Annotated in this window: 18 protein-coding genes; 11 read left to right on the top strand and 7 right to left on the bottom strand. The window is 60.6% G+C overall.

Annotated elements, in window-relative coordinates:
• Nucleotides 1-30 precede the first annotated feature (30 nt).
• Together hslO and J3P79_RS01550 are read right to left on the bottom strand one after the other, a co-directional pair.
• Complete coding sequence (gene hslO / locus J3P79_RS01555) at nucleotides 31-933, bottom strand: Hsp33 family molecular chaperone HslO (RefSeq protein ID WP_039592643.1); 903 nt, start codon at nucleotides 931-933, stop codon at nucleotides 31-33.
• Nucleotides 934-1,009: 76 nt separating this feature from the next.
• Entirely contained in the window at nucleotides 1,010-1,414 is a 405-nt protein-coding gene (locus tag J3P79_RS01550; RefSeq protein ID WP_434607613.1) for an RNA-binding S4 domain-containing protein, read from the bottom strand.
• A gap of 295 nt (nucleotides 1,415-1,709) precedes the next feature.
• Between J3P79_RS01550 and J3P79_RS01545 the strand changes: the two genes are divergently transcribed.
• Nucleotides 1,710-2,132, top strand: coding sequence for an ATP-dependent zinc protease family protein (locus J3P79_RS01545; protein WP_230633425.1), 423 nt, complete (start codon nucleotides 1,710-1,712; stop codon nucleotides 2,130-2,132).
• Nucleotides 2,129-3,034 (top strand): 30S ribosomal protein S6--L-glutamate ligase, encoded by a 906-nt coding sequence (gene rimK, locus J3P79_RS01540; RefSeq protein WP_215003541.1) that lies wholly within the window; start codon nucleotides 2,129-2,131, stop codon nucleotides 3,032-3,034. The genes J3P79_RS01545 and rimK overlap by 4 nt, the downstream gene beginning before the upstream one ends.
• Before the next feature lie 132 nt (nucleotides 3,035-3,166).
• On the opposite strand, the gene J3P79_RS01535 is transcribed toward rimK, so the two are convergent.
• Both J3P79_RS01535 and ompR read right to left on the bottom strand, forming a co-directional pair.
• Complete coding sequence (locus tag J3P79_RS01535) at nucleotides 3,167-4,480, bottom strand: ATP-binding protein (RefSeq protein WP_039592640.1); 1,314 nt, start codon at nucleotides 4,478-4,480, stop codon at nucleotides 3,167-3,169.
• 112 nt (nucleotides 4,481-4,592) lie between these two features.
• The gene (gene ompR / locus J3P79_RS01530; protein WP_039592639.1) at nucleotides 4,593-5,333 is read right to left on the bottom strand and encodes an osmolarity response regulator transcription factor OmpR; all 741 of its coding nucleotides are present in this window, start codon (nucleotides 5,331-5,333) and stop codon (nucleotides 4,593-4,595) included.
• Nucleotides 5,334-5,688: 355 nt separating this feature from the next.
• On the opposite strand from ompR, the gene J3P79_RS01525 reads away from it, so the two are divergent.
• The 3 genes from J3P79_RS01525 to gshA all read left to right on the top strand — a co-directional run bounded on the left by J3P79_RS01525 (nucleotide 5,689) and on the right by gshA (nucleotide 10,252).
• Entirely contained in the window at nucleotides 5,689-8,013 is a 2,325-nt protein-coding gene (locus J3P79_RS01525) for a Tex family protein (protein WP_434607611.1), read from the top strand.
• Nucleotides 8,013-8,396 (top strand): PaaI family thioesterase, encoded by a 384-nt coding sequence (locus J3P79_RS01520; protein ID WP_045154803.1) that lies wholly within the window; start codon nucleotides 8,013-8,015, stop codon nucleotides 8,394-8,396. The genes J3P79_RS01525 and J3P79_RS01520 overlap by 1 nt, the downstream gene beginning before the upstream one ends.
• Before the next feature lie 272 nt (nucleotides 8,397-8,668).
• The gene (gene gshA, locus J3P79_RS01515) at nucleotides 8,669-10,252 is read left to right on the top strand and encodes a glutamate--cysteine ligase (RefSeq protein WP_434607609.1); all 1,584 of its coding nucleotides are present in this window, start codon (nucleotides 8,669-8,671) and stop codon (nucleotides 10,250-10,252) included.
• Between the two features lie 101 nt (nucleotides 10,253-10,353).
• On the opposite strand, the gene mgrA is transcribed toward gshA, so the two are convergent.
• Nucleotides 10,354-11,391 carry an L-glyceraldehyde 3-phosphate reductase gene (mgrA, locus tag J3P79_RS01510; protein ID WP_434607607.1) on the bottom strand — a complete coding sequence of 346 codons (1,038 nt, stop codon included), beginning with the start codon at nucleotides 11,389-11,391 and terminating at the stop codon, nucleotides 10,354-10,356.
• Nucleotides 11,392-11,504: 113 nt separating this feature from the next.
• Nucleotides 11,505-12,395 carry a LysR family transcriptional regulator gene (locus tag J3P79_RS01505; RefSeq protein ID WP_434607605.1) on the bottom strand — a complete coding sequence of 297 codons (891 nt, stop codon included), beginning with the start codon at nucleotides 12,393-12,395 and terminating at the stop codon, nucleotides 11,505-11,507.
• 127 nt (nucleotides 12,396-12,522) lie between these two features.
• Between J3P79_RS01505 and J3P79_RS01500 the strand changes: the two genes are divergently transcribed.
• Nucleotides 12,523-13,263, top strand: a complete 741-nt coding sequence (locus J3P79_RS01500) for an SDR family oxidoreductase (RefSeq protein ID WP_434607603.1) — start codon at nucleotides 12,523-12,525, stop codon at nucleotides 13,261-13,263.
• A gap of 12 nt (nucleotides 13,264-13,275) precedes the next feature.
• Here J3P79_RS01500 and betT read toward each other — a convergent pair whose 3' ends face one another.
• Nucleotides 13,276-15,237 carry a choline transporter BetT gene (gene betT, locus J3P79_RS01495; RefSeq protein WP_434611313.1) on the bottom strand — a complete coding sequence of 654 codons (1,962 nt, stop codon included), beginning with the start codon at nucleotides 15,235-15,237 and terminating at the stop codon, nucleotides 13,276-13,278.
• Between the two features lie 349 nt (nucleotides 15,238-15,586).
• Here betT and J3P79_RS01490 point away from each other — a divergent pair, with 349 nt between their 5' ends.
• The 5 genes from J3P79_RS01490 to J3P79_RS01470 all read left to right on the top strand — a co-directional run bounded on the left by J3P79_RS01490 (nucleotide 15,587) and on the right by J3P79_RS01470 (nucleotide 20,339).
• Nucleotides 15,587-16,585, top strand: a complete 999-nt coding sequence (locus J3P79_RS01490; protein ID WP_434607602.1) for a D-cysteine desulfhydrase — start codon at nucleotides 15,587-15,589, stop codon at nucleotides 16,583-16,585.
• A gap of 314 nt (nucleotides 16,586-16,899) precedes the next feature.
• Entirely contained in the window at nucleotides 16,900-17,700 is an 801-nt protein-coding gene (gene tcyJ, locus J3P79_RS01485) for a cystine ABC transporter substrate-binding protein (RefSeq protein ID WP_434607600.1), read from the top strand.
• Entirely contained in the window at nucleotides 17,700-18,365 is a 666-nt protein-coding gene (tcyL, locus tag J3P79_RS01480) for a cystine ABC transporter permease (RefSeq protein ID WP_186707314.1), read from the top strand. Before tcyJ ends, tcyL begins: the two co-directional genes overlap by 1 nt.
• 3 nt (nucleotides 18,366-18,368) lie before the next feature.
• The gene (tcyN, locus tag J3P79_RS01475) at nucleotides 18,369-19,127 is read left to right on the top strand and encodes an L-cystine ABC transporter ATP-binding protein TcyN (RefSeq protein WP_434607598.1); all 759 of its coding nucleotides are present in this window, start codon (nucleotides 18,369-18,371) and stop codon (nucleotides 19,125-19,127) included.
• A 450-nt stretch (nucleotides 19,128-19,577) separates the two neighbouring features.
• Nucleotides 19,578-20,339, top strand: coding sequence for a hypothetical protein (locus J3P79_RS01470; RefSeq protein ID WP_434607596.1), 762 nt, complete (start codon nucleotides 19,578-19,580; stop codon nucleotides 20,337-20,339).
• Nucleotides 20,340-20,397: the final 58 nt, after the last annotated feature.

The following is a 20,397-nucleotide window of genomic DNA, read 5'->3' as shown; positions in this document are numbered from 1 at the left end:
TGCCAGGAGATTTACCTGCGCTGAACCGATTTAGTGACGAGTATCTGACGGTGTGTCGACACCCGCACCGGCGAACAATTGCGCGATGTCCGCCGCGTCGAACAGGTAGCGCTCATTGCAAAACTGGCAATCGATCTCGATGGCGCCGCCATGCTCGATCACCAGTTGCTGCGCATCTTCCAGACCCAGACTGACCAGCGCATTGCCGGAACGTTCACGGGAGCAACTGCATTTGAAGCGCAACGGCTGACCGTCGAACAGGCGAACCTGCTCTTCGTGGTACAGGCGATGCAGGACGGTTTCGTTGTCCAGCCCCAGCAATTCATCGGCGCTCAACGTGCTGGCCAGAGCGGTGACGTGTTGCCAGCTGGCGTCGCGCTCTTCCGGATCACGGATGCGGTCGGCAGGCAATTGCTGCAGCAGCAAGCCACGGGCGCGCCGCCCGTCGGCATAGAGCCAGAAGCGAGTGTTGGTCTGCTGGGACATGACGAAGTAGTTGGTGAAGCATTCGGCCAGCGTCGCGCCGTCAAGATCGACGATGCCTTGGTAGCGCTTGCCGTGACTAGGGTCGACCGTCAGGGCCAGCACGCCGTTGGGCATCAGGTCGGCCAAGGTCGCGTCGGGCGCGATCTGCTCCGCGTGATAACGGGCCAGGCCACGGATCTCTCGCTCGCTGGAGCATTCGATCATCAGCAGTGGCACCGGGCCTTCCGAACGGGCCTGGAGAATCAGCAAGCCATCGAATTTCAAAGTGCCGACCAGCAGCGCCGCAGCCGCCATCAGCTCGCCGAGCAATTGCGCGACCGGCTCCGGATAGGGGTGCTTGGCGAGGACTTCGGCGTAGCTACGCTCCAACGCCACCAGCTCGCCACGGGCGTCGCTGTCATCGAAGATGAAACGTTGGGTGTAGTCGGTATCCGGCAAATCAGTCATAGGGTCTGGTATCTGAGGTGATGGCAATTGATGACGGGCATTTTATGGGCATTCAGGGTGGGTTCCAAGCAAGGCTCTATTCGCTGTTGCTTCCATGGAACTTGAACAGGTCCCGCCGCTGCTTCTTGCTGGGCTTGCCATCGGTGCTCACGCCCAGGGCCCCGGCCTTGCGTTGTGCGGCTGCGGCTTCACGCTTGGCGATACTGGCTTCAGTCTCGCGGTATAGCGTTTGAGCCTCCGGCGCGCCGCGACGCACGATGGACAGGGCTTCGACAATGATGGTTTTTTCGTCGAAGCCCGTGCGGATGACGTATTCGTCACCAATACGTGGCTCTTTGCCAGGCTTGCATCGCTCGCCCCGGTGATGGACCTTGCCGCTTTCAATGGCGGCCTTGGCCAAGGCTCGGGTCTTGTAGAATCGTGCCGCCCACAACCATTTATCGAGACGGACCTTGTCATCCTCTTCGCTTTTTTGTGCCACTGGAATTCCTCTTTCTAACGAATAGCTGGAACTGTACTACCGTTTTTGTCGGGCGCACGAATCCATCCCGACGGATAGAATGCCCGCCGAACCTACCGTTCACATGGCATGCGTCGGTATCGGTTACACCTGCAAACAAGTACGTAGATAACTGTCGCCATTTTGTGATTATTCTGCGTGAATACCGCGGTTCGCGGAGTCCGCTATCCGATGTGCCAATTTCAGGTTGTTTTTATTGAAGACTTTTGACCATCTGACCGTTGTCGGTCTGCGCGAATGGGTGGCGCTCCCGGACCTGGGAGTCGCAGGGCTGCGGGCGAAGATCGACACCGGCGCCAGCACCTCCAGCCTGCACGCCACCGACATCGAGCCGTTCGAGCGTGACGGCGAAAAATGGGTGCGCTTCACCGCGCACCTCGGCACCGTCGTACAACTGCGTCATCGCCGCTGCGAAGCGCCGCTGGTGGCGCGCAAGACCATCAAGAGTTCCAACGGCCACGCCCAGGTCCGCTACGTGATCAGCACCACGTTGGCACTGGGCGATCGGTTCTGGCGGGTCGAATTCACCCTCGCCTGCCGCAAATCCATGCGTTATCGCCTGTTGCTGGGTTCCAAAGCCTTGATTGACGGCCAATTGGTGGTCAATCCAGGCATCAAATACGTTCAAGACAAGCCGGCATTCCCGGTGTCCACTACCTCTGCCACAGGTGTTGCATGAAGATCGCTGTGCTGTCGCGAAATCCGCGTCTGTATTCCACTCGTCGTCTCGTTGAAGCCGGGACCGAACGTGGCCATGAAATGGTGGTGATCGATACCCTGCGCGCCTACATGAACATTGCCAGCCACAAGCCGCAGATCCATTACCGCGGCAAACCGCTGGAAGGCTTCGATGCGGTGATCCCGCGTATCGGCGCGTCGGTGACCTTCTACGGTTGTGCGGTGCTGCGCCAGTTCGAAATGATGGGTGTGTATCCCCTCAATGAATCCGTCGCGATTGCCCGCTCGCGAGACAAGCTGCGCTCGCTGCAATTGCTGTCTCGGCGCGGTATCGGCTTGCCCGTGACCGGTTTCGCCCACTCGCCGGATGACATCCCCGACCTGATCGCGATGGTCAATGGCGCGCCCCTGGTGATCAAGGTGCTGGAGGGCACCCAGGGCATTGGCGTGGTGCTGTGTGAAACCGCAACGGCGGCGGAGTCGGTGATCGAAGCGTTCATGGGCCTGAAGCAGAACATCATGGTCCAGGAGTACATCAAGGAAGCCGGCGGCGCGGACATTCGTTGCTTCGTGGTCGGCGACAAGGTGATCGCCTCGATGAAGCGCCAGGCCAAGCCAGGGGAATTTCGCTCCAACCTGCATCGCGGCGGTAGCGCCAGTTTGATCAAGATCACTCCGGAAGAACGCATGACCGCCCTGCGTGCGGCCAAGGTCATGGGTCTGGCGGTGGCTGGCGTGGACATCCTGCGATCCAATCACGGACCGCTGGTGATGGAGGTCAACTCCTCGCCAGGCCTGGAAGGCATCGAGACCACCACCAGCAAGAACGTGGCGGGGATCATCATCGAGCATCTGGAAAAGAATGGCGGGCCGAACATGACCCGGACCAAGGGCAAGGGTTAATCCATTTACAAACACTGTGGGAGCGAGCTTGCTCGCGATAGCGGTGGGTCAGTCAAGATCAACTTCGCTGATCCACCGCTATCGCGAGCAAGCTCGCTCCCACAGGTCCTCTGCCTGACCTGAAAGAAATCGCTACACCGCATCCCGAGGCAGCATCAAGCCCAACGGCAGCCGCACCCGCGCTTCCAGCCCGCCACCGACTCGGTTGCGCAGCTCGACGTTGCCGCCGTGCATCGAGGCGATACGCTTGACGATCGCCAGGCCCAGCCCAGTGCCCTTACCGCCCCGGGCCCGATCACCCCGGGTGAATGGATTGAAGATCGCCTCCAACTCCGAGGGATCGATGCCGGCGCCTCGGTCCATGACGCTCAGCACGACGTAGGGCGCGCTGGTATCGCCCGATACGTAGGCAGCAACCTCCACACCGGTGCCGGCATGGTTCAGGGCGTTGCCAATCAGGTTGTTCAGCAAGCGCTTCATCGATACGCGACGTAACGGAAACGGCTGGATCGGCTCCAGGCGCAGGTGGACCTTCTCTTCGTTCTGGTTATAGGGCGCAGCCACCTCCCGAACGAGGTCGCTGAGGTCGACCTCTTCCACCGACTCATCACGACCGTCTCGAATGAACGCCAGGAACTGGTCGAGAATCGCGTCCATGTCCTCGATATCACGGACCATTTCGTCGGTCAGGTCGGTGTGCTCGCCCATCAATTCCAAAGAAAGCCGCAATCGGGTCAGGGGCGTACGCAAGTCATGGGAGACACCCGCAAGCATCAGCTCACGCTCGCGTCCGGCCTGCTCGACATCCTCCGCCATCTGGTTGAAGGCGCGGTAGACCTCGGTCATCTCACTGGGCGTGTCGCTGATCGGCAGCCGTACGCTACGCCCCTGCCCCAGCTGCCGGGCGGCGTAGACCAGGCGCTTGAGCGGTTGGTTGAGCTGGCTGACGAAGATCCATGCCGAAGCCGTCGATAACAGGCCGATCGCCAGGAACCAGCCCAGCACGTTCCAGATTTTCTGACCACGCAACGGATGAGGGTACAGCGGAACCTTCAGCCAACCATCTCCCAGGCTGGGAGCGCGGACCCACAAGGCCGGCGGCGAGTGCATGCGTAATCGTACCTCGGTGTCGGCCCCCAGCTCGGCCTGCATCTGCCGCTGATAGATCTCGCTGTACGGCCAGTGCTGCTCGCCTTCCGGCACACCGGCACCGACCACCCGGATCAATGTGGCCGCCTCGGCTATCTTCGCCCGATTGGTTTCGTCTGCCGCCCAGTAGGCTCGCAAGGTCAAGGCAACGCCGTGACTGTATTGGCGGTCCACCAGCACGTCTTCGTTCATCAGCAGGTAAACCAACGTCAGCGCCTTGGAAAAGAGCACGACAATGAGCACCAGCCAGAGGGTGCGGGAGAAGAAACTCTGGGGGAACCAAACGGGGGTTTTCATGAATAGCCGCTACACACTTGCAGGAGCGAGCGATGCTCGCACAATGACGGACCGCGAGTCGCCTGGAAAAGACTTCAACCCAGCCAGGCTACCCGCTCCTACAAATCGCCGATCACTTGCCGGCGGCGCCATCCGGCACGAATACGTAACCTACGCCCCAGACGGTCTGGATATAACGCGGCTTGGAGGGATCGGGCTCGATCATCCGGCGCAGACGGGAAATCTGCACGTCGATGGAACGCTCCAGCGCATCCCACTCGCGGCCACGGGCCAGGTTCATCAGCTTGTCCCGCGTCAGCGGCTGGCGAGCGTTCATCACCAAGGCCTTGAGCACGGCGAATTCGCCGGTGGTGAGCATGTGGATCTCGTCGCCACGCTTCAGCTCGCGAGTGGCCAACGACAGTTCATAGTCGCCGAAGGTCACGCTTTCATCTTCGCTGCCCGGCGCGCCTGGCACCGGCGCCGACTGGCGACGCAAGACCGCCTTGACCCGCGCCATCAGCTCGTCCGGGTTGAACGGCTTGGCCAGGTAATCGTCGGCGCCCAGCTCCAGACCCTTGATACGGCTCAACTCGTCGCCCTTGGCGGTCAGCATGATGATCGGGATCTGGTTGTTCGCGCCACGCAGGCGACGACAGGCAGTAAGGCCGTCTTCACCAGGCAGCATCAGGTCGAGGACCACCAGGTTGAAAACCTCCCGGGCCAGCAGACGGTCCATCTGCTCGGTGTTCGGTACGGTGCGGGCTCGGTAGCCCTTGCTGACGAAAAAGCGCTCCAGCAGGCTGCTCAGCCCAGGATCGTCGTCAACAATCAGAATTTTTTCGCCTTCAGCAGTTTGTGCGGTGCTGCTCATAGGAAGCTCCTTTGATCTCGGCGCGCATTATGGCCTAGCTGCCGCTGTACGTACCGTGTGCATTGTTAGCAGATTTTTCGCCTATCTCCAGCATTCAACTGATCCAGCCTGCGGGCACGACGCACCCTAACGGCGGAACGCTGGTTATAATGCGCGGCCTTTGTGCCAGGACCGGGCCGGATCGCTGAACCGGCGCAACACTTTTACCCTTGGCCAGGCAGCACTTTTTGAATTTCGCGGGTCAACAGGCAGCCTTTTGACCCAGGCAGCGGCGCATGCCAGGCCGCTCAACCAGTCTTGCCGAACCCGATTTGCGCGGCGGCGAGCCTGATTTCACAATTTGTCAGGTGGTTTTATGGACAGCATCAACAGCCGCATCGCCGAGGAACTCGGCGTCCGCCCACAACAGGTCGAAGCGGCCGTCGCGCTACTCGATGAAGGCTCCACGGTCCCTTTCATCGCCCGTTACCGGAAAGAAGTGACAGGCAGCCTCGATGACACCCAGTTGCGTCATCTGGAAGAGCGCCTGCGCTACCTGCGCGAACTCGACGAACGGCGCATCAGCATCCTCGCGAGCATCCAGGAGCAGGGCAAGCTGACCCCGCAACTCGAACGCGACATCAAGCTGGCCGACACCAAGACCCGCCTTGAAGACTTGTACCTGCCCTACAAGCAAAAGCGCCGCACCAAGGGCCAGATTGCCCTGGAAGCCGGCCTCGGCGAGCTGGCCGACGGCCTGTTCAACGACCCGAGCCTGGCACCGGAAACCGAAGCCGCGCGCTTCGTCGATGCCGAAAAAGGCGTGGCGGACGTGAAGGCCGCGCTGGAAGGCGCCAAGTACATCCTCATGGAGCGTTTCGCCGAAGACGCCAACCTGTTGGAGAAACTGCGCAACTTCCTCAAACAGGAGTCCATCCTCAGCGCCCGCGTCATCGCCGGCAAGGAAGAGGAAGGCGCCAAGTTCCGCGACTACTTCGAGCACGATGAACCGCTCAAGAGCATGCCGTCCCACCGTGCCCTGGCGATTTTCCGAGGTCGCAACGAAGGCATCCTCAGCACCGCGTTGAAAGTCGGCGAGGAATTGCCCGGCACCATGCACCCGTGCGAAGGCATGATCGGCCAGCAGTTCGGCGTCCAGAACCAGAACCGCGCCGCCGACAAGTGGCTGGCCGAAGTGGTGCGCTGGACTTGGAAGGTCAAGCTCTACACCCACTTGGAAACCGACTTGCTCGGTGAGCTGCGCGATAACGCCGAGACCGAGGCGATCAACGTATTCGCCCACAACCTGCACGACCTGCTGTTGGCCGCGCCGGCCGGCCCGCGCGCAACCCTGGGCCTCGACCCGGGCCTGCGCACCGGCTGCAAGGTGGCGGTGGTCGACTCGACCGGCAAGCTGCTGGACCACGCGACCGTCTACCCGCACGTGCCGCACAACAAGTGGGACCAGACCCTCGCCGTGCTCGCCGCCCTGTGCGCCAAGCATTCGGTGGACCTGATCGCCATCGGCAACGGCACCGCCAGCCGCGAGACCGACAAGCTGGCCGCCGAGCTGATCAAGAAATACCCGGCCATGAAGATGACCAAGGTCATGGTCTCCGAGGCTGGTGCATCGGTTTACTCGGCGTCGGAACTGGCGTCGAAGGAATTCCCGGACCTGGATGTGTCGATCCGTGGCGCGGTGTCGATTGCCCGTCGCCTGCAGGATCCATTGGCGGAACTGGTGAAGATCGATCCGAAATCCATCGGTGTCGGCCAGTACCAGCACGACGTTTCCCAACTGAAACTGGCGCGCGGCCTCGACGCGGTTGTGGAGGATTGCGTGAACGCCGTGGGCGTGGACGTGAACACCGCTTCGGTGGCGCTGCTGGCACGTATCTCCGGCCTGAACGCCACGCTGGCGCAGAACATCGTCACCCACCGTGACGAACACGGCGCATTCAAGACCCGCGCCGCGTTGAAGAAAGTCCCGCGCCTGGGTGAAAAAACCTTCGAGCAGGCCGCCGGCTTCCTGCGCGTCATGAACGGCGACAACCCGCTCGATTCCTCGGCCGTCCACCCTGAAGCCTACCCGCTGGTGCAACGCATCGCCGCCCAGACCGACCGGGACATTCGCTCGCTGATTGGCGACGCCGCGTTCCTCAAGCGCCTGGATCCGAAGAAATTCACCGACGAAACCTTCGGCCTGCCCACTGTCACCGACATCCTGCAAGAGCTGGAGAAGCCGGGCCGCGACCCACGTCCGGAATTCAAGACCGCCGAATTCCAGGAAGGCGTCGAGGACCTCAAGGACCTGCAACCGGGCATGATCCTCGAAGGCGTGGTGACCAACGTGACCAACTTCGGCGCGTTCGTCGACATCGGCGTGCACCAGGACGGCCTCGTCCACATCTCCGCACTGTCGGAAAAATTCATCAAGGACCCGCGCGAAGCCGTGAAGGCCGGCGACGTGGTGAAAGTGAAAGTCATGGAAGTCGATATCCCGCGCAAACGCGTTGGCTTGTCGATGCGCATGAGCGACACGCCAGGCGAGAAAGTCGACGGTGCCCGCGGTGCTCGCCCAGGCGCCGCGCCACGCCAGTCGCAGAACACCGCGCCGCGCAAGGAAACCGCCACCGCGGCCCCGGCCAACAACGCCATGGCCTCGCTGTTCGCCAACGCCAAGCAACTGAAGAAACGCTGATGGATGCGCCGGCCGGGTTGGTGGAGAGCGCGTTCTTCAAGCTGCTCGGCTGCCGTCTGCACAGCCTTGGGGACGGGGTGGCGCAAGTCGCCCTGGGCCTCGAACCCGAGTTGCGCAATCGTGGCGGCAAGCTCCACGGCGGCGCGCTGTTCAGCCTGGTGGACATCGCCATGGGACTGGCCTGCTCCAGTGTCCATGGCTTTGACCAGCAGAGCGCGACCATCGAATGCAAGATCAACTACATTCGCGCTGTGTCCGACGGCGACGTGTTGTGCACCGCCCGGGTCATCCACCCGGGCCGGCGCACGCTGGTGGTCGAGGCCGAAGTGATGCAAGGCGACAAGCTGGTCGCAAAAGCGCAAGGCACGTTCGCTGTCCTATAGCTCCCTGTCATCGATTTGGGGTAATTTCGATGCCACGAATGCCGCGCCGAAACCCCTTGTGGGAGCGAGCCTGCTCGCGATAGCGGTGGACCAGTCAATATAAAAGTTGACTGACAGACCGCTATCACGAGCAAGCCCGCTCCCACAGGGGATCGAGGCGATGACTCCTTGACCGCACAGAAACCAGGCGAAAACGCCAGTTTTAACTTCACCCTTGTAGACCGTCTTGCCCACCCCCATATTGGGGCGACTGACGCGTGAAGGAATTCAACTTGAGCGACCTTTTAAACCGCCGCCTGGCCCTGCTCGGCGAGCGCGCCAACCTCTCCCTGCTCGAGCAGTGCCTGCACGGTATCGAGCGTGAATGCCTGCGCGTCACGGGCGATGGACGCCTGGCGCAGACCCCGCATCCCGAGGCCCTGGGCTCGGCGCTGACCAACGAACAGATCACCACCGACTATTCCGAGTCGCTGCTGGAGTTCATCACCCCGGCCCTGGCCAACCCGGCCGACACCCTGAGCAGCCTCGACAGGATCCACCGGTTCGTCTACAGCAAGCTCGGCGACGAATACCTGTGGAGCCCTTCGATGCCGTGCCCGCTGCCGGCCGAAGAAGAAATTCCGATCGCCTACTACGGCACCTCGAATATCGGGCGACTCAAGTACGTTTACCGCAAGGGGCTGGCGCTGCGTTATGGCAAGACCATGCAGTGCATCGCCGGGATCCACTACAACTTTTCCCTGCCGGAAAAGCTCTGGCCCTTGCTCCGGCAGGACGAAACCAGCGATCTGAGCGACCGGGATTTCCAGTCGTCGGCCTACATCGCGCTGATCCGTAATTTCCGCCGCTACAGCTGGCTGCTGATGTACTTGTTCGGCGCCTCGCCGGCCCTGGACGCCGGTTTCCTGCGTGGCCGGCCGCATCAATTGGAACAATTGGACCCGGACACGTTGTACTTGCCCTACGCAACCAGCCTGCGCATGAGCGACCTGGGTTACCAGAGCAACGCCCAGGCCGGCCTGACGCCTTGCTACAACGACCTGGCGAGCTACACCGACAGCCTGCGCAAAGCGGTGGCGACGCCCTACGCGCCGTATGTCGAGATCGGCACGCACCAGAACGGCGAATGGGTGCAGCTCAACACGAACATCCTGCAGATCGAAAACGAGTACTACTCCAACATCCGTCCCAAGCGCGTGACCTACACTGGCGAACGGCCGATCCAGGCGTTGATGGCCCGGGGCATCCAGTACGTCGAAGTGCGCTGCCTGGACATCAACCCGTTCCTGCCGATGGGCATCGACCTCACCGAGTCGCGATTCCTTGATGCGTTCCTCTTGTATTGCGGCCTCAATGACAGCCCGCAACTGGAAAACAACGAGTGCAGCAACGCCACCCGCAACTTCCTGACGGTGGTCAAGGAAGGCCGCAAGCCTGGCCTGCAACTGCAGCGCCAGGGCCAGTCGGTAGACATGCAAGCCTGGGCCCTGGAACTGCTGGAAAAAATCGCTCCGCTAGCGGCGCTGCTGGACCAGAGCCAAGGGAGCGATGACCATCGCCAGGCGCTGGACGCTCAACTGGCAAAAGTCCGCGACCCATCCCTGACGCCCTCCGCCCGGGTATTGGCCGCCATGGCCGAGCACCAGGAAAGCTTCGCCCAATTCTCCCTGCGCCAGAGCAAGGCCCACGCCGAGTTTTTCCGCGCCGAGCCCTTGTCGGCCGACGAACACGTTGCGTTCGAGGAAAACGCTCGGCAATCGCTGGTCCAGCAAACCGAGCTGGAGCAGAACGAGGTAGGGGATTTCGATGTGTTCGTGGGTTCGTACCAGGCGAGCATCCTGGCGATCAGTAACTAATCACGCGTTCTATAGGTCCCGCGTGGGATGGAGCTTGTGTGGCGAGGGGGATTTATCCCTTCGCCACAGGGTTGTGTGTGTTTACCGTCTTTGCAGAGTGCTTACTCAGCCGTAGAAGGCTTCTCCCACAGGTTGATCCCACCCTCCTGGGCAAAGCGGTCGATCTCGGCCAGTTCTTCGGCGCTGAAGTCGAGGTTGCGCAGCGCCCCGACGTTTTCGACGATCTGCTCCGGCCGGCTGGCGCCGATCAGGGCGGAGGTGACCCGTGGATCACGTAGCGTCCAGGCCAGGGCCATTTGGGCCAGGCTTTGGCCGCGACGCTGGGCGATTTCGTTGAGCGCACGCACGTGAGCGATGTTGTCCTCGGACAAATGCGAAGCTTGCAACGAGCCACCGCCCGGGCGGTTGACCCGCGCATCGGCCGGAATGCCCTTGAGGTATTTGTCAGTCAGCAGGCCCTGGGCCAGCGGTGTGAACGCAATGACGCCTGTGCCCAGCTCCTCGGTGGCGTCCAGCAAATCTTTTTCCACCCAGCGATTGAGCAGGTTATAGGCCGGTTGGTGGATCAACAGCGGGATTTTCCATTCCTTGAGCAGCGCGGCCATTTCCCGGGTTTTCACACCCGAATACGAAGAAATACCGATATACAGAGCCTTGCCCTGCTGCACGGCTGTCGCCAGTGCGCTGGCCGTTTCCTCCAGTGGCGTATCGGGATCGAAGCGGTGGGAGTAGAAAATGTCCACGTAATCCAGGCCCAAGCGCTGCAGGCTCTGGTCGAGGCTGGCGAGCACGTACTTGCGCGAGCCGCCACCCTGTCCATAGGGGCCGGGCCACATGTCCCAGCCGGCCTTGCTGGAAATGATCAGCTCATCGCGGTACTGCTTGAAATCTTCACGCAACAGTCGGCCAAAATTGACTTCGGCGCTGCCATAGGGCGGGCCGTAGTTGTTGGCGAGGTCGAAGTGGTTGATGCCCAGGTCGAACGCTGTACGCAGCAAGGCTCGCTGGGTCTCGATCGGCGTGCTGTCGCCAAAGTTGTGCCACAAGCCGAGTGACAAGGCCGGAAGCACCAATCCGCTGCGCCCGACGCGGCGATAGGGAATGGACTCGTAGCGGTTTTGCGCAGCGGTGTAGGTCATCGAAAAGGCTCTCTGTTCGGACAGCGGGTGGCAGAAGCTAACATTTCACAGACGCATCGGTCAGGCCGAAAGTTCGCATGGCGACGTGCAGCATCTGGGAATCGAAAATCACATTAACGCGCCTGCGCAAATACCTCAGCCACCCAATCCACGAACACCCGTACCCGTGGCGACATGTGCCGGTTATGGGGATAGACGACCGACACCGGCATCGGCGGCGGTGGCATGGACGCCAGAACCTCTTGGATCAGGCCCTGCCGGATCGGCTCCTCCATCCGGTAATGCGGGCATTGGATCAGGCCCATGCCGGCAATCGCCGAAGCGGCGTAGATCTCCGCGCCGGACACTGACAACGTGCCCCCGATCGACACTTCCTTGAGTTCGCCGTCGACCATGAACTCGAACGGATACAGCTTGGCGGTGGTGCGCGAGACGTAATTCACTGCCTTGTGGTGTTGCAAATCATCGAGGCTTTTGGGTTCGCCGTACTGGCGCAAATAAGCAGGGCTGGCGCAGGTGATCTGCCGAAGATTGGCGACGCGCCGGCCGATCAGTGACGAATCTGCCAACGTGCCGGAGCGCACGACGCAGTCGACGCCCTCGGCAATCAGGTCGACAAACCGATCCGCCTCGCTGATGAACAGTTCTATTTCCGGGTAGCGGGCCATGAATTGCGGCAACGCGGGGATAACGAAATATCGCGCCTGCGTTCCGTGCAGGTCCACCCTGAGTTTGCCTTTGGGCGCCACGCTGCGAAATGCCAGTTCGGCTTCTTCCAGCTCGGCCAGCAATTGCACGCAGCGCGGGTAATAGGCTTCGCCATCAAGGGTGGGGCGTACCTTGCGGGTGCTGCGCTCCAGCAGGCGCACCCCTAGCCAGGCTTCGAACTGATTGAGGGTGTGGGTCAGCGTCGCCCTGGGCATGTTCAGGTCCTCGGCGGCCAGGGTGAAGCTGCTGCGCTCGTATATACGGACAAACACCCTCATGGCCTTGACTTGGTCCATCTGAATTTGGCGCCCCGATTGTTGATGAATATTGAACAGTCAAGGCAACTCTCATGCATTTATCGCCACGAGTAAACATGTGAATCTGCCTTCAACCCAATCACCACACCTCAAGGGGATTCTCGCCATGACTGTTCAAGACTCCAAAGTTGCCATCGTGACCGGCGCCTCCCGTGGCATCGGCGCGCAGTTGGCCAAGCAATTGGCCAGCGACGGTTTTGCCGTCGCCATCAATTTCGCCAGCAGTGCCACCGAAGCCTCCAAGCTGGTCGTGCAACTACGCCAGGCCGGGCACCAAGCCATAGCGGTGAAGGCCGATGTGTCGGTTGCCGCCGATGTCAGCCGGATGTTCGACGAGGTCGAAGCGCAACTGGGAAAGGTCGATGTGTTGATCAACAACGCCGGCATCCTCCAGGTCATGTCCTTGGCGCAGCACAGCGATGAATTGTTCGACCGCACGTTTGCCATCAACACGCGCGGCACCTTCAACACCTTGCGCGAAGCCGCGACCCGGCTGAACGACGGCGGCCGCATCATCAACTTCTCCAGCAGCACCGTGGGCCTGAACCTGCCTGGCTATTCGGTGTACATCGCCAGCAAGGCCGCGGTGGAATCCTTGACCCAGGTGTTTGCCAAGGAACTGCGCGGGCGCCAGATCACGGTCAATGCCGTCGCCCCGGGGCCGGTCGCCACCGAATTGTTCATGCACGGCAAAAGCGAAGAGCAGGTGCAGCACTACGCGAAGATGCCGCCCCTGGAGCGCCTCGGCCAGCCGGAAGACATTGCCGGCATCGTCTCCTTCCTGGTCAGCCCGGCCGCCGGCTGGGTGAACGGCCAGGTCCTGCGGGCCAACGGCGGGCTGGTCTGAGGCTTCACTCGATCAACGCACCAGGTGCAAGAACTGCATGTGCCGCTCGTACTGGTCGAGAATGTCGTTGATGACCTGTTCCCTGGAATAGCCCACCAGGTCGTAATCCTGGCTGCCTTCGCTCAGGTGCACCTCGGCACGGTAATAGCGTCGATTGTTGATTTGCTTGGAGCCCATGCCACCCCGGGCGAAGGACGGCGTGAAGTAGCCGCGCATCTGCACTTGGTAAATGAACGGATGCTGCTCGCCGTGGCCGATTTCCAGGCTGACGCTGTCGTTGGCCGGGTCTGGCTGGGTCATCACCGCCAGGCCTTTTTCAGCGAATACCGTTTTCACTTCTTCGATGGCCGGACGCACCGTGGTGTCCAGGAAGCGATACACCTCGTCGCGAGAGGGGAAATGCACAGCCTGGCTCAGGCGCTGGCGCCAGCCACCCGTACCCCAGCGAGAAGCCGCCACCGGCGCGAGGGAATGCAGTTGCGCAATCTGCTTCTGGGATTCGAGATAGAACGCCTTGTGCAGCCCCCACATCATCAGCAACAGGATCATCGAGAACGGCAACGACGTCAGCACCACCGCCGACTTGAGCGCGTCGATGCTGCCGGAAAACAGCAAGGCGCTGGTGACCAGGGCGGTCATCGCCCCCCAGAATACCCGCAGCCATTTCGGCCCATCTTCATCGGGACTGCCACCCTTGGCCGACAACGTCGAAAGCACCACGGTGCCGGAATCGGCGGACGTGACAAAAAACACGAAGCTGATAAACACCGTGACCGCAATCACCGTCTTGCTCCACGGATAGGTTTCCAACAGCAGATACAGACTCATCGACGGGTTATCCAGGGCCGACATGCCCAAGGCACTCATGCCGTGGTTCAGCACCTGATCGAGGGCGCTATTGCCGAAAATCGACATCCACGCCAGGGTGAAACCCAGGGGAATCAACAACACGCCAAACACGAATTCGCGGATCGTACGGCCACGGGAAATCCGTGCGATAAATAGCCCCACGAAGGGTGACCAGGCGATCCACCAGGCCCAGTAGAAAACGGTCCAGCCACCCAACCAGTCACTGGGCTTGTTGTAGGCATACAGGTCGAAACTCTTCATCGGCAGCGCGCCGAGGTAATCGCCCAGGTTCTGCATCAGGGTGTTGAGCAAATGCTGCGTCGGCCCGGCAAACAGCACGAACAGCAACAGCGCGCAGGCCAGCAGCATGTTGATGTCGGACATGACCCGCACGCCCTTGTCGACCCCCGCCACCGCGACGATGATCGCCGCGCCCATCATCAGAACGATCAGCCCAACCTGGATCCACTGGGTATGAGCGATGCCGAACAGGTAATCCAACCCGGAATTGAGGTGCAAGACGCCGAAGCCCATGTCCGCGCCCAGGCCGAACACGGTCGCGATGATGCCGAAGCCGTCCACCGCGTAACCAATCGGACCGTTGATGCGCTTGCCGATCAGCGGGTACAACGCGGACCGCAAGGCCAGCGGCAAATTGTGCCGGTAGGCGAAGTACGCCAAGGCCATGCCCACGAACGCAAAGACGCCCCAGCCGTGCAAGCCCCAGTGCAGGAACAGGATCTGCATGGCTTGGCGCGCCGCATCGGCCGTGCCGGCCTCGCCTTGTGGCGGCTGGGCCAGATGAGTCAGCGGCTCGGAAACGCAAAAGAAGAACAACGTGATGCTGATTCCGGCGGCGAACAACATGCCGGCCCAGGACAGATAACTGAATTCGGGTTCGTCGTGATCAGCACCCAGCTTGATCTTGCCGTAGCCGGACAATGCCGTCACCACGACGAAAATCAAATACAGGGTCATCGCCAGCAAGTAGTACCAGCCGACCGTGTTTGCCGCCCAGTTCTGGGCTGCCAACAGCCATGCGCCGGCTTGCTCGGGCATGGCGATGACAACCAGGCCGAACAGCAGGATAAAGGCCGCCGAGAAGTAGAACACCGGTGGATTCATGCGGACCAGGCCGCTGGATGGGAGGGACGAAGTGCTCATCGACCAAGCACCTCGCCAAGCGAAGCAGTGACGTGGATAAACGGACTCGGCAAAGGCAAGCCTCCTGTTGTGAGCGGGCAGCAAACCAATGGTTTAACTTGGATGAACGTTCAAGTTAAACATGAATAGCTAGCTAAGGACTAATCGCAGAGCCAAACGGTACGTTTCCTACACTAGCCCATGGCAGGGTATGACGTTGTCTGGCGCGCATTCGTTCAGTGTCGACACGAACCCTGCGGTCCATATCCCGGTTGCCCCTGAATATCCGCATGCCTATAGTCAGACATCGCCTACAACCAGTACGGACCCCATGATCAAAGAACGGCTGTCTCGCTTTCATCGTCTCGACCTGCTCGGCCAACCGACACCGCTGGAAAAACTTGAACGCCTCTCCGAGTGGCTCGGCCGCGAGATCTACATCAAGCGCGACGACCTGACGCCCATGGCGCTGGGCGGCAACAAGCTGCGCAAGCTTGAGTACCTCGGTGCCGACGCGCTGGCCCAAGGTGCCGACACGCTCATCACCGCCGGGGCGATCCAGTCCAACCATGTCCGCCAGACCGCCGCCCTGGCCGCGAAGTTGGGCCTGGGTTGTGTGGCGCTGCTGGAAAACCCCATCGGCACCGAGGACAGTAATTACCTGGGTAACGGCAACCGCCTCCTGCTTGAGTTGTTCGATGCGAAAGTCGAGTTGGTGGATAACCTGGATAACGCCGACGAACAATTGCAGGCCCTCGCCGGTCGCCTGCGCAGCAACGGGAAAAAGCCTTATCTGGTGCCGATTGGCGGGTCGAACGCCTTGGGCGCACTGGGTTACGTACGTGCGGGCCTGGAACTGGCCGAACAGATCAAGGACACCGGCATCGATTTTGCCGCCGTCGTGCTGGCCTCGGGCAGCGCCGGAACCCACAGCGGCCTGGCGCTGGCTCTGAGCGAAAGCCTGCCGGCGCTTCCGGTCATCGGCGTGACGGTTTCCCGCAGCGAGGAGGACCAGTTCGCGAAGGTCCAGGGTTTGGCCGAGCGCACGGCAGAATTGCTCGACGTCGCCTTGCCCGAAGCATTCAAGGTGATCCTGTGGGACGAATATTTTGCCCCCCGCTATGGCGAGCCGAATGCCGGGACCTTGGCGGCGGTCAAGCTGTTGGCGAGCCAGGAAGGCCTGTTGCTCGATCCGGTGTATACCGGCAAGGCGATGGCGGGCTTGCTCGACGGCATTGGCCGCGGCCGCTTTGACGAGGGCCCGATCATTTTCCTGCACACCGGCGGTGCGCCGGCGTTGTTTGCCTATGGCACAGCGTTTTCGGCTTAGTGGAAGACTCGATGGAGGGCTTTTGTGGGAGCGAGCTTGCTCGCGATAGCGGTAGATCAGCCGACAATTGTTTAACTGACACACCGCCATCGCGAGCAAGCTCGCTCCCTCAGGTCCTCATTCCTAATAAGCATATTTGCTTTATTTAATATTATTTTCCAATCTATAAAAGCCAACCTATAGTCTCGCCGCAGGCGTATTTGCCGCGAGACGTCCAGCCTGCTTTAAGGCAGGATGTGGCAATCTTTTCGGAGCGCGGCTGCGCCTTATCTCATCCACAATTACCTCTTCATAAGAAAACACAGGGGCTTGTCATGAATTTTTCCGCATTACGTCGCAACCTGCTGGTGGGTTCGCTGGGCCTGGCATTGAGCGCGGGCCTGTTGGGGCAAGCGGTTGCCGGTGAGCAACTGCAGAAAATCAAGGATGCTGGTGAAATCAAGATCGGCCTGGAAGGCACCTATCCACCGTTCAGTTTCGTTGACGACAGCGGAAAACTGACCGGTTTCGAAGTCGAGTTTTCCGAAGCCCTGGCCAAGGAGCTGGGTGTGAAGGTCAAGCTGCAGACGACCCCATGGGCGGGCATTCTCGCAGCGCTGGAATCCAAGCGCCTGGACGCCGTGGTCAACCAGGTCACCATCTCCGAGGAGCGCAAGAAGAAATACGACTTCTCCGAGCCGTACACCATCTCCGGGATTCAAGCGCTGGTCCTGACCAAGAAAGCCGACGAGTTGAACATCAAGAAAGCCGCCGACCTGGACGGTAAAAAAGTCGGCGTGGGCCTGGGCACCAACTACGAGCAATGGGTCAAGGCCGAAGTCCCAGGCGCCCAAGTCAAAACCTATGATGACGATCCGACCAAGTTCCAGGACCTGCGCGTCGGTCGTATCGATACCATCCTGATCGACCGCCTGGCCGCGCTGGAATATGCCAAGAAAGCCAAGGACACCACCGTCACCAGCGAAGCCTTCTCCCGCCAGGAATCGGGTATCGCCCTGCGCAAAGGCGAGCCTGAGCTGCTGGCCGCGGTGAACAAGGCCATCGAAAAACTGCGCGCCGACGGTACTTTGAAAAAGCTTTCGGAAAAATACTTCAGCGCTGACGTCACGAAATAATGGAAGCAGCACTTCAACTCGCGCTGGATTCCGCGCCCTTCCTGCTCAAGGGCGCGTATTACACGGTCATCCTCAGCCTCGGCGGCATGTTTTTCGGCTTGCTGCTGGGGTTCGGCCTGGCGCTGATGCGTCTGTCGCGTCTCAAGGTGATCAACTGGATCGCCCGCATGTACGTGTCGTTCTTTCGCGGCACGCCATTGCTGGTGCAGTTATTCCTGATCTACTACGGACTGCCGCAATTGGGCCTCGAACTTGACCCACTGCCGGCGGCGCTGATCGGGTTCTCGCTGAACATGGCGGCCTATGCCTGCGAGATCCTGCGGGCCGCCATCAGCTCCATCGAGCGCGGCCAGTGGGAAGCGGCGGCGAGTATCGGCATGACCCGTGCCCAGACCCTGCGTCGGGCCATCCTGCCGCAAGCCGCGCGTACGGCCCTGCCGCCATTGGGCAACAGCTTCATTTCCCTGGTAAAGGACACCGCCCTGGCGGCGACTATCCAGGTGCCGGAGCTGTTCCGCCAGGCGCAGTTGATCACCGCCCGCACCTTTGAAATCTTCACCATGTACCTTGCCGCCGCGCTGATCTATTGGGTTCTTGCCACCGTGCTTTCGCACCTGCAGAACGTATTGGAAGCCCGGGTCAATCGGCACGACCAGGAGTCCTGACCCATGATTGTCGTAGAAAAACTGACAAAGCAGTTCAAGGGTCAGGTGGTGCTCAATGGCATCGACTTGAAGATCGAAGAAGGCGAAGTGGTTGCGATCATCGGCCCCAGTGGTTCTGGCAAGACGACGTTCCTGCGCTGCCTGAATTTCCTCGAAGAGCCAACCAGCGGCCGGATCAAGGTCGGCGACATCGAGATCGATGGCAGTCGCCCACTGAACCAGCAGCAGGGCCTGGTGCGTCGTTTGCGCCAGCAGGTGGGCTTCGTGTTCCAGAACTTCAACCTGTTCCCCCACCGTACCGCCCTGGAGAACGTCACCGAAGGCCCGATCGTGGTGAAAAAAACGCCGCGTGCCGATGCCGAGGCCCTGGGTCGCAAGCTGCTGGCAAAGGTCGGGTTGGCCGGCAAGGAAAACGCTTATCCGAGGCGCCTGTCCGGTGGCCAGCAACAGCGCGTGGCGATTGCCCGGGCGTTGGCGATGGAACCTGCGGTGATTCTCTTCGACGAACCAACCTCCGCGCTCGACCCGGAACTGGTGGGTGAAGTACTCGCAACCATTCGCGGCTTGGCCGAGGAAAAGCGCACCATGGTCATCGTGACGCACGAGATGGGTTTCGCCAGGGACGTGGCAAACCGCGTGGTGTTCTTCGATAAAGGCGTGATCGTCGAACAAGGCGAAGCCAAGGCATTGTTTGAAGCACCAAAAGAAGAGCGTACTCGACAGTTCCTCAGCAAGTTTCTCTCAGCCGGTCACGGCGCATAGTAAGTTAGCAACACCGTCATTACTTCCATGGACGGAAGTAAGGCCATCTGCAAGCCATTGAAATATCCCCGCACACACTTAAATCCCCACCCCTCTAAACTTAACTTATCAAGTCAACATATTGCGCCAATAGTGGCCAGCTCCGCTTCCTGTCTATAGAAGCCCGAATCCCGCCGCCCCGAGGAAAAGTACGCTGAGCAGCACGTATTCGTAACAGCAGCGCGTAGGACATTTCTGAAGCCTGACATAATCAACTTTTGCGCAAGCGCCTCTATTGACACTGAAACTCTCGAACCTATATCTAGGTGCAAACAGGCGAAGCACATTATTTATTTCAACAGAGTTGGATGAGCCAGCGCACAACCAACCCAAGTAACTCAATAATGCGATAGTTATCCACGCCTCTTATCTTTCCGGAACGTAGTGCGTTTAGACATCAAGGAGAACACCATGACATGTACGTCACCTATCCCTGAATTGGCCGCGCCCACCTTGGCCAGTAGCGGCATCAATATCACCAGCGCCGCGCACCTGGAGGTCATCGTTGCGCCCTACCCCCGCATGGACGCAGGCGATTTGCTCGAATTGTTCTGGGACAACTGCTACGTCGGCTCCCGCCTGCTTACGGAGACGGATGTGCATGACAGCATCCGCTTGCGGGTTCCGGAGAGCTTCATCGTCAACGGGACCTCCCTCGTTCACTACCGCGTCATGCAAATCGGACGAGGGCCAGCGCTCTCTGCAGCGCGACAGGTTCAGGTCAAGCTGGACTGCCCCGGTGGTCAACCCTCTGCCTTGACCGGTGATGAGAACCAGAGCCTGGCGCCGGTGCGGATTCCTCAAACCATCCGCCGCCAAGGCGTGAACCCGAACCAGATCAAACGTGGCGTGCCGCTGACCATCGAACCCTACCTGAACATGGCCGCCGACGATGCGATTACCGTGCGCTGGGGCGACGTGCGCATGGACCTGCCGGGGATAAAACCTTGCGAGGTAGGCCAAGCGGTCCACGTCTGGGTGCCGCCGGAAATCATCATGGAAGCAGGCGAGGACCTGCGCCTGGAAGTGACCTATTGCATCATCGACCGCGTGGGCAACAACTCCCGCTGGGCTCCACCGCGGACACTGAAAATCGGCTGTATTAACCCGTATCTGAAAAATCCGCCGAAAGACCCACTCATGGCCGCTGAACCGCGACGCCGGGCGCCTTGATGCTTTTCTCGTGAAGTCGTCTTCCAGCTGGCTGCACGGGATGACAAATCCAGCCTAT

Origin of the sequence: Pseudomonas sp. R1-7 (assembly GCF_051132105.1) — a bacterium.
GTDB lineage: Bacteria > Pseudomonadota > Gammaproteobacteria > Pseudomonadales > Pseudomonadaceae > Aquipseudomonas.
Note: the sequence above shows the minus strand (reverse complement) of the source record. Positions and strands in the feature narration are given on the sequence as shown.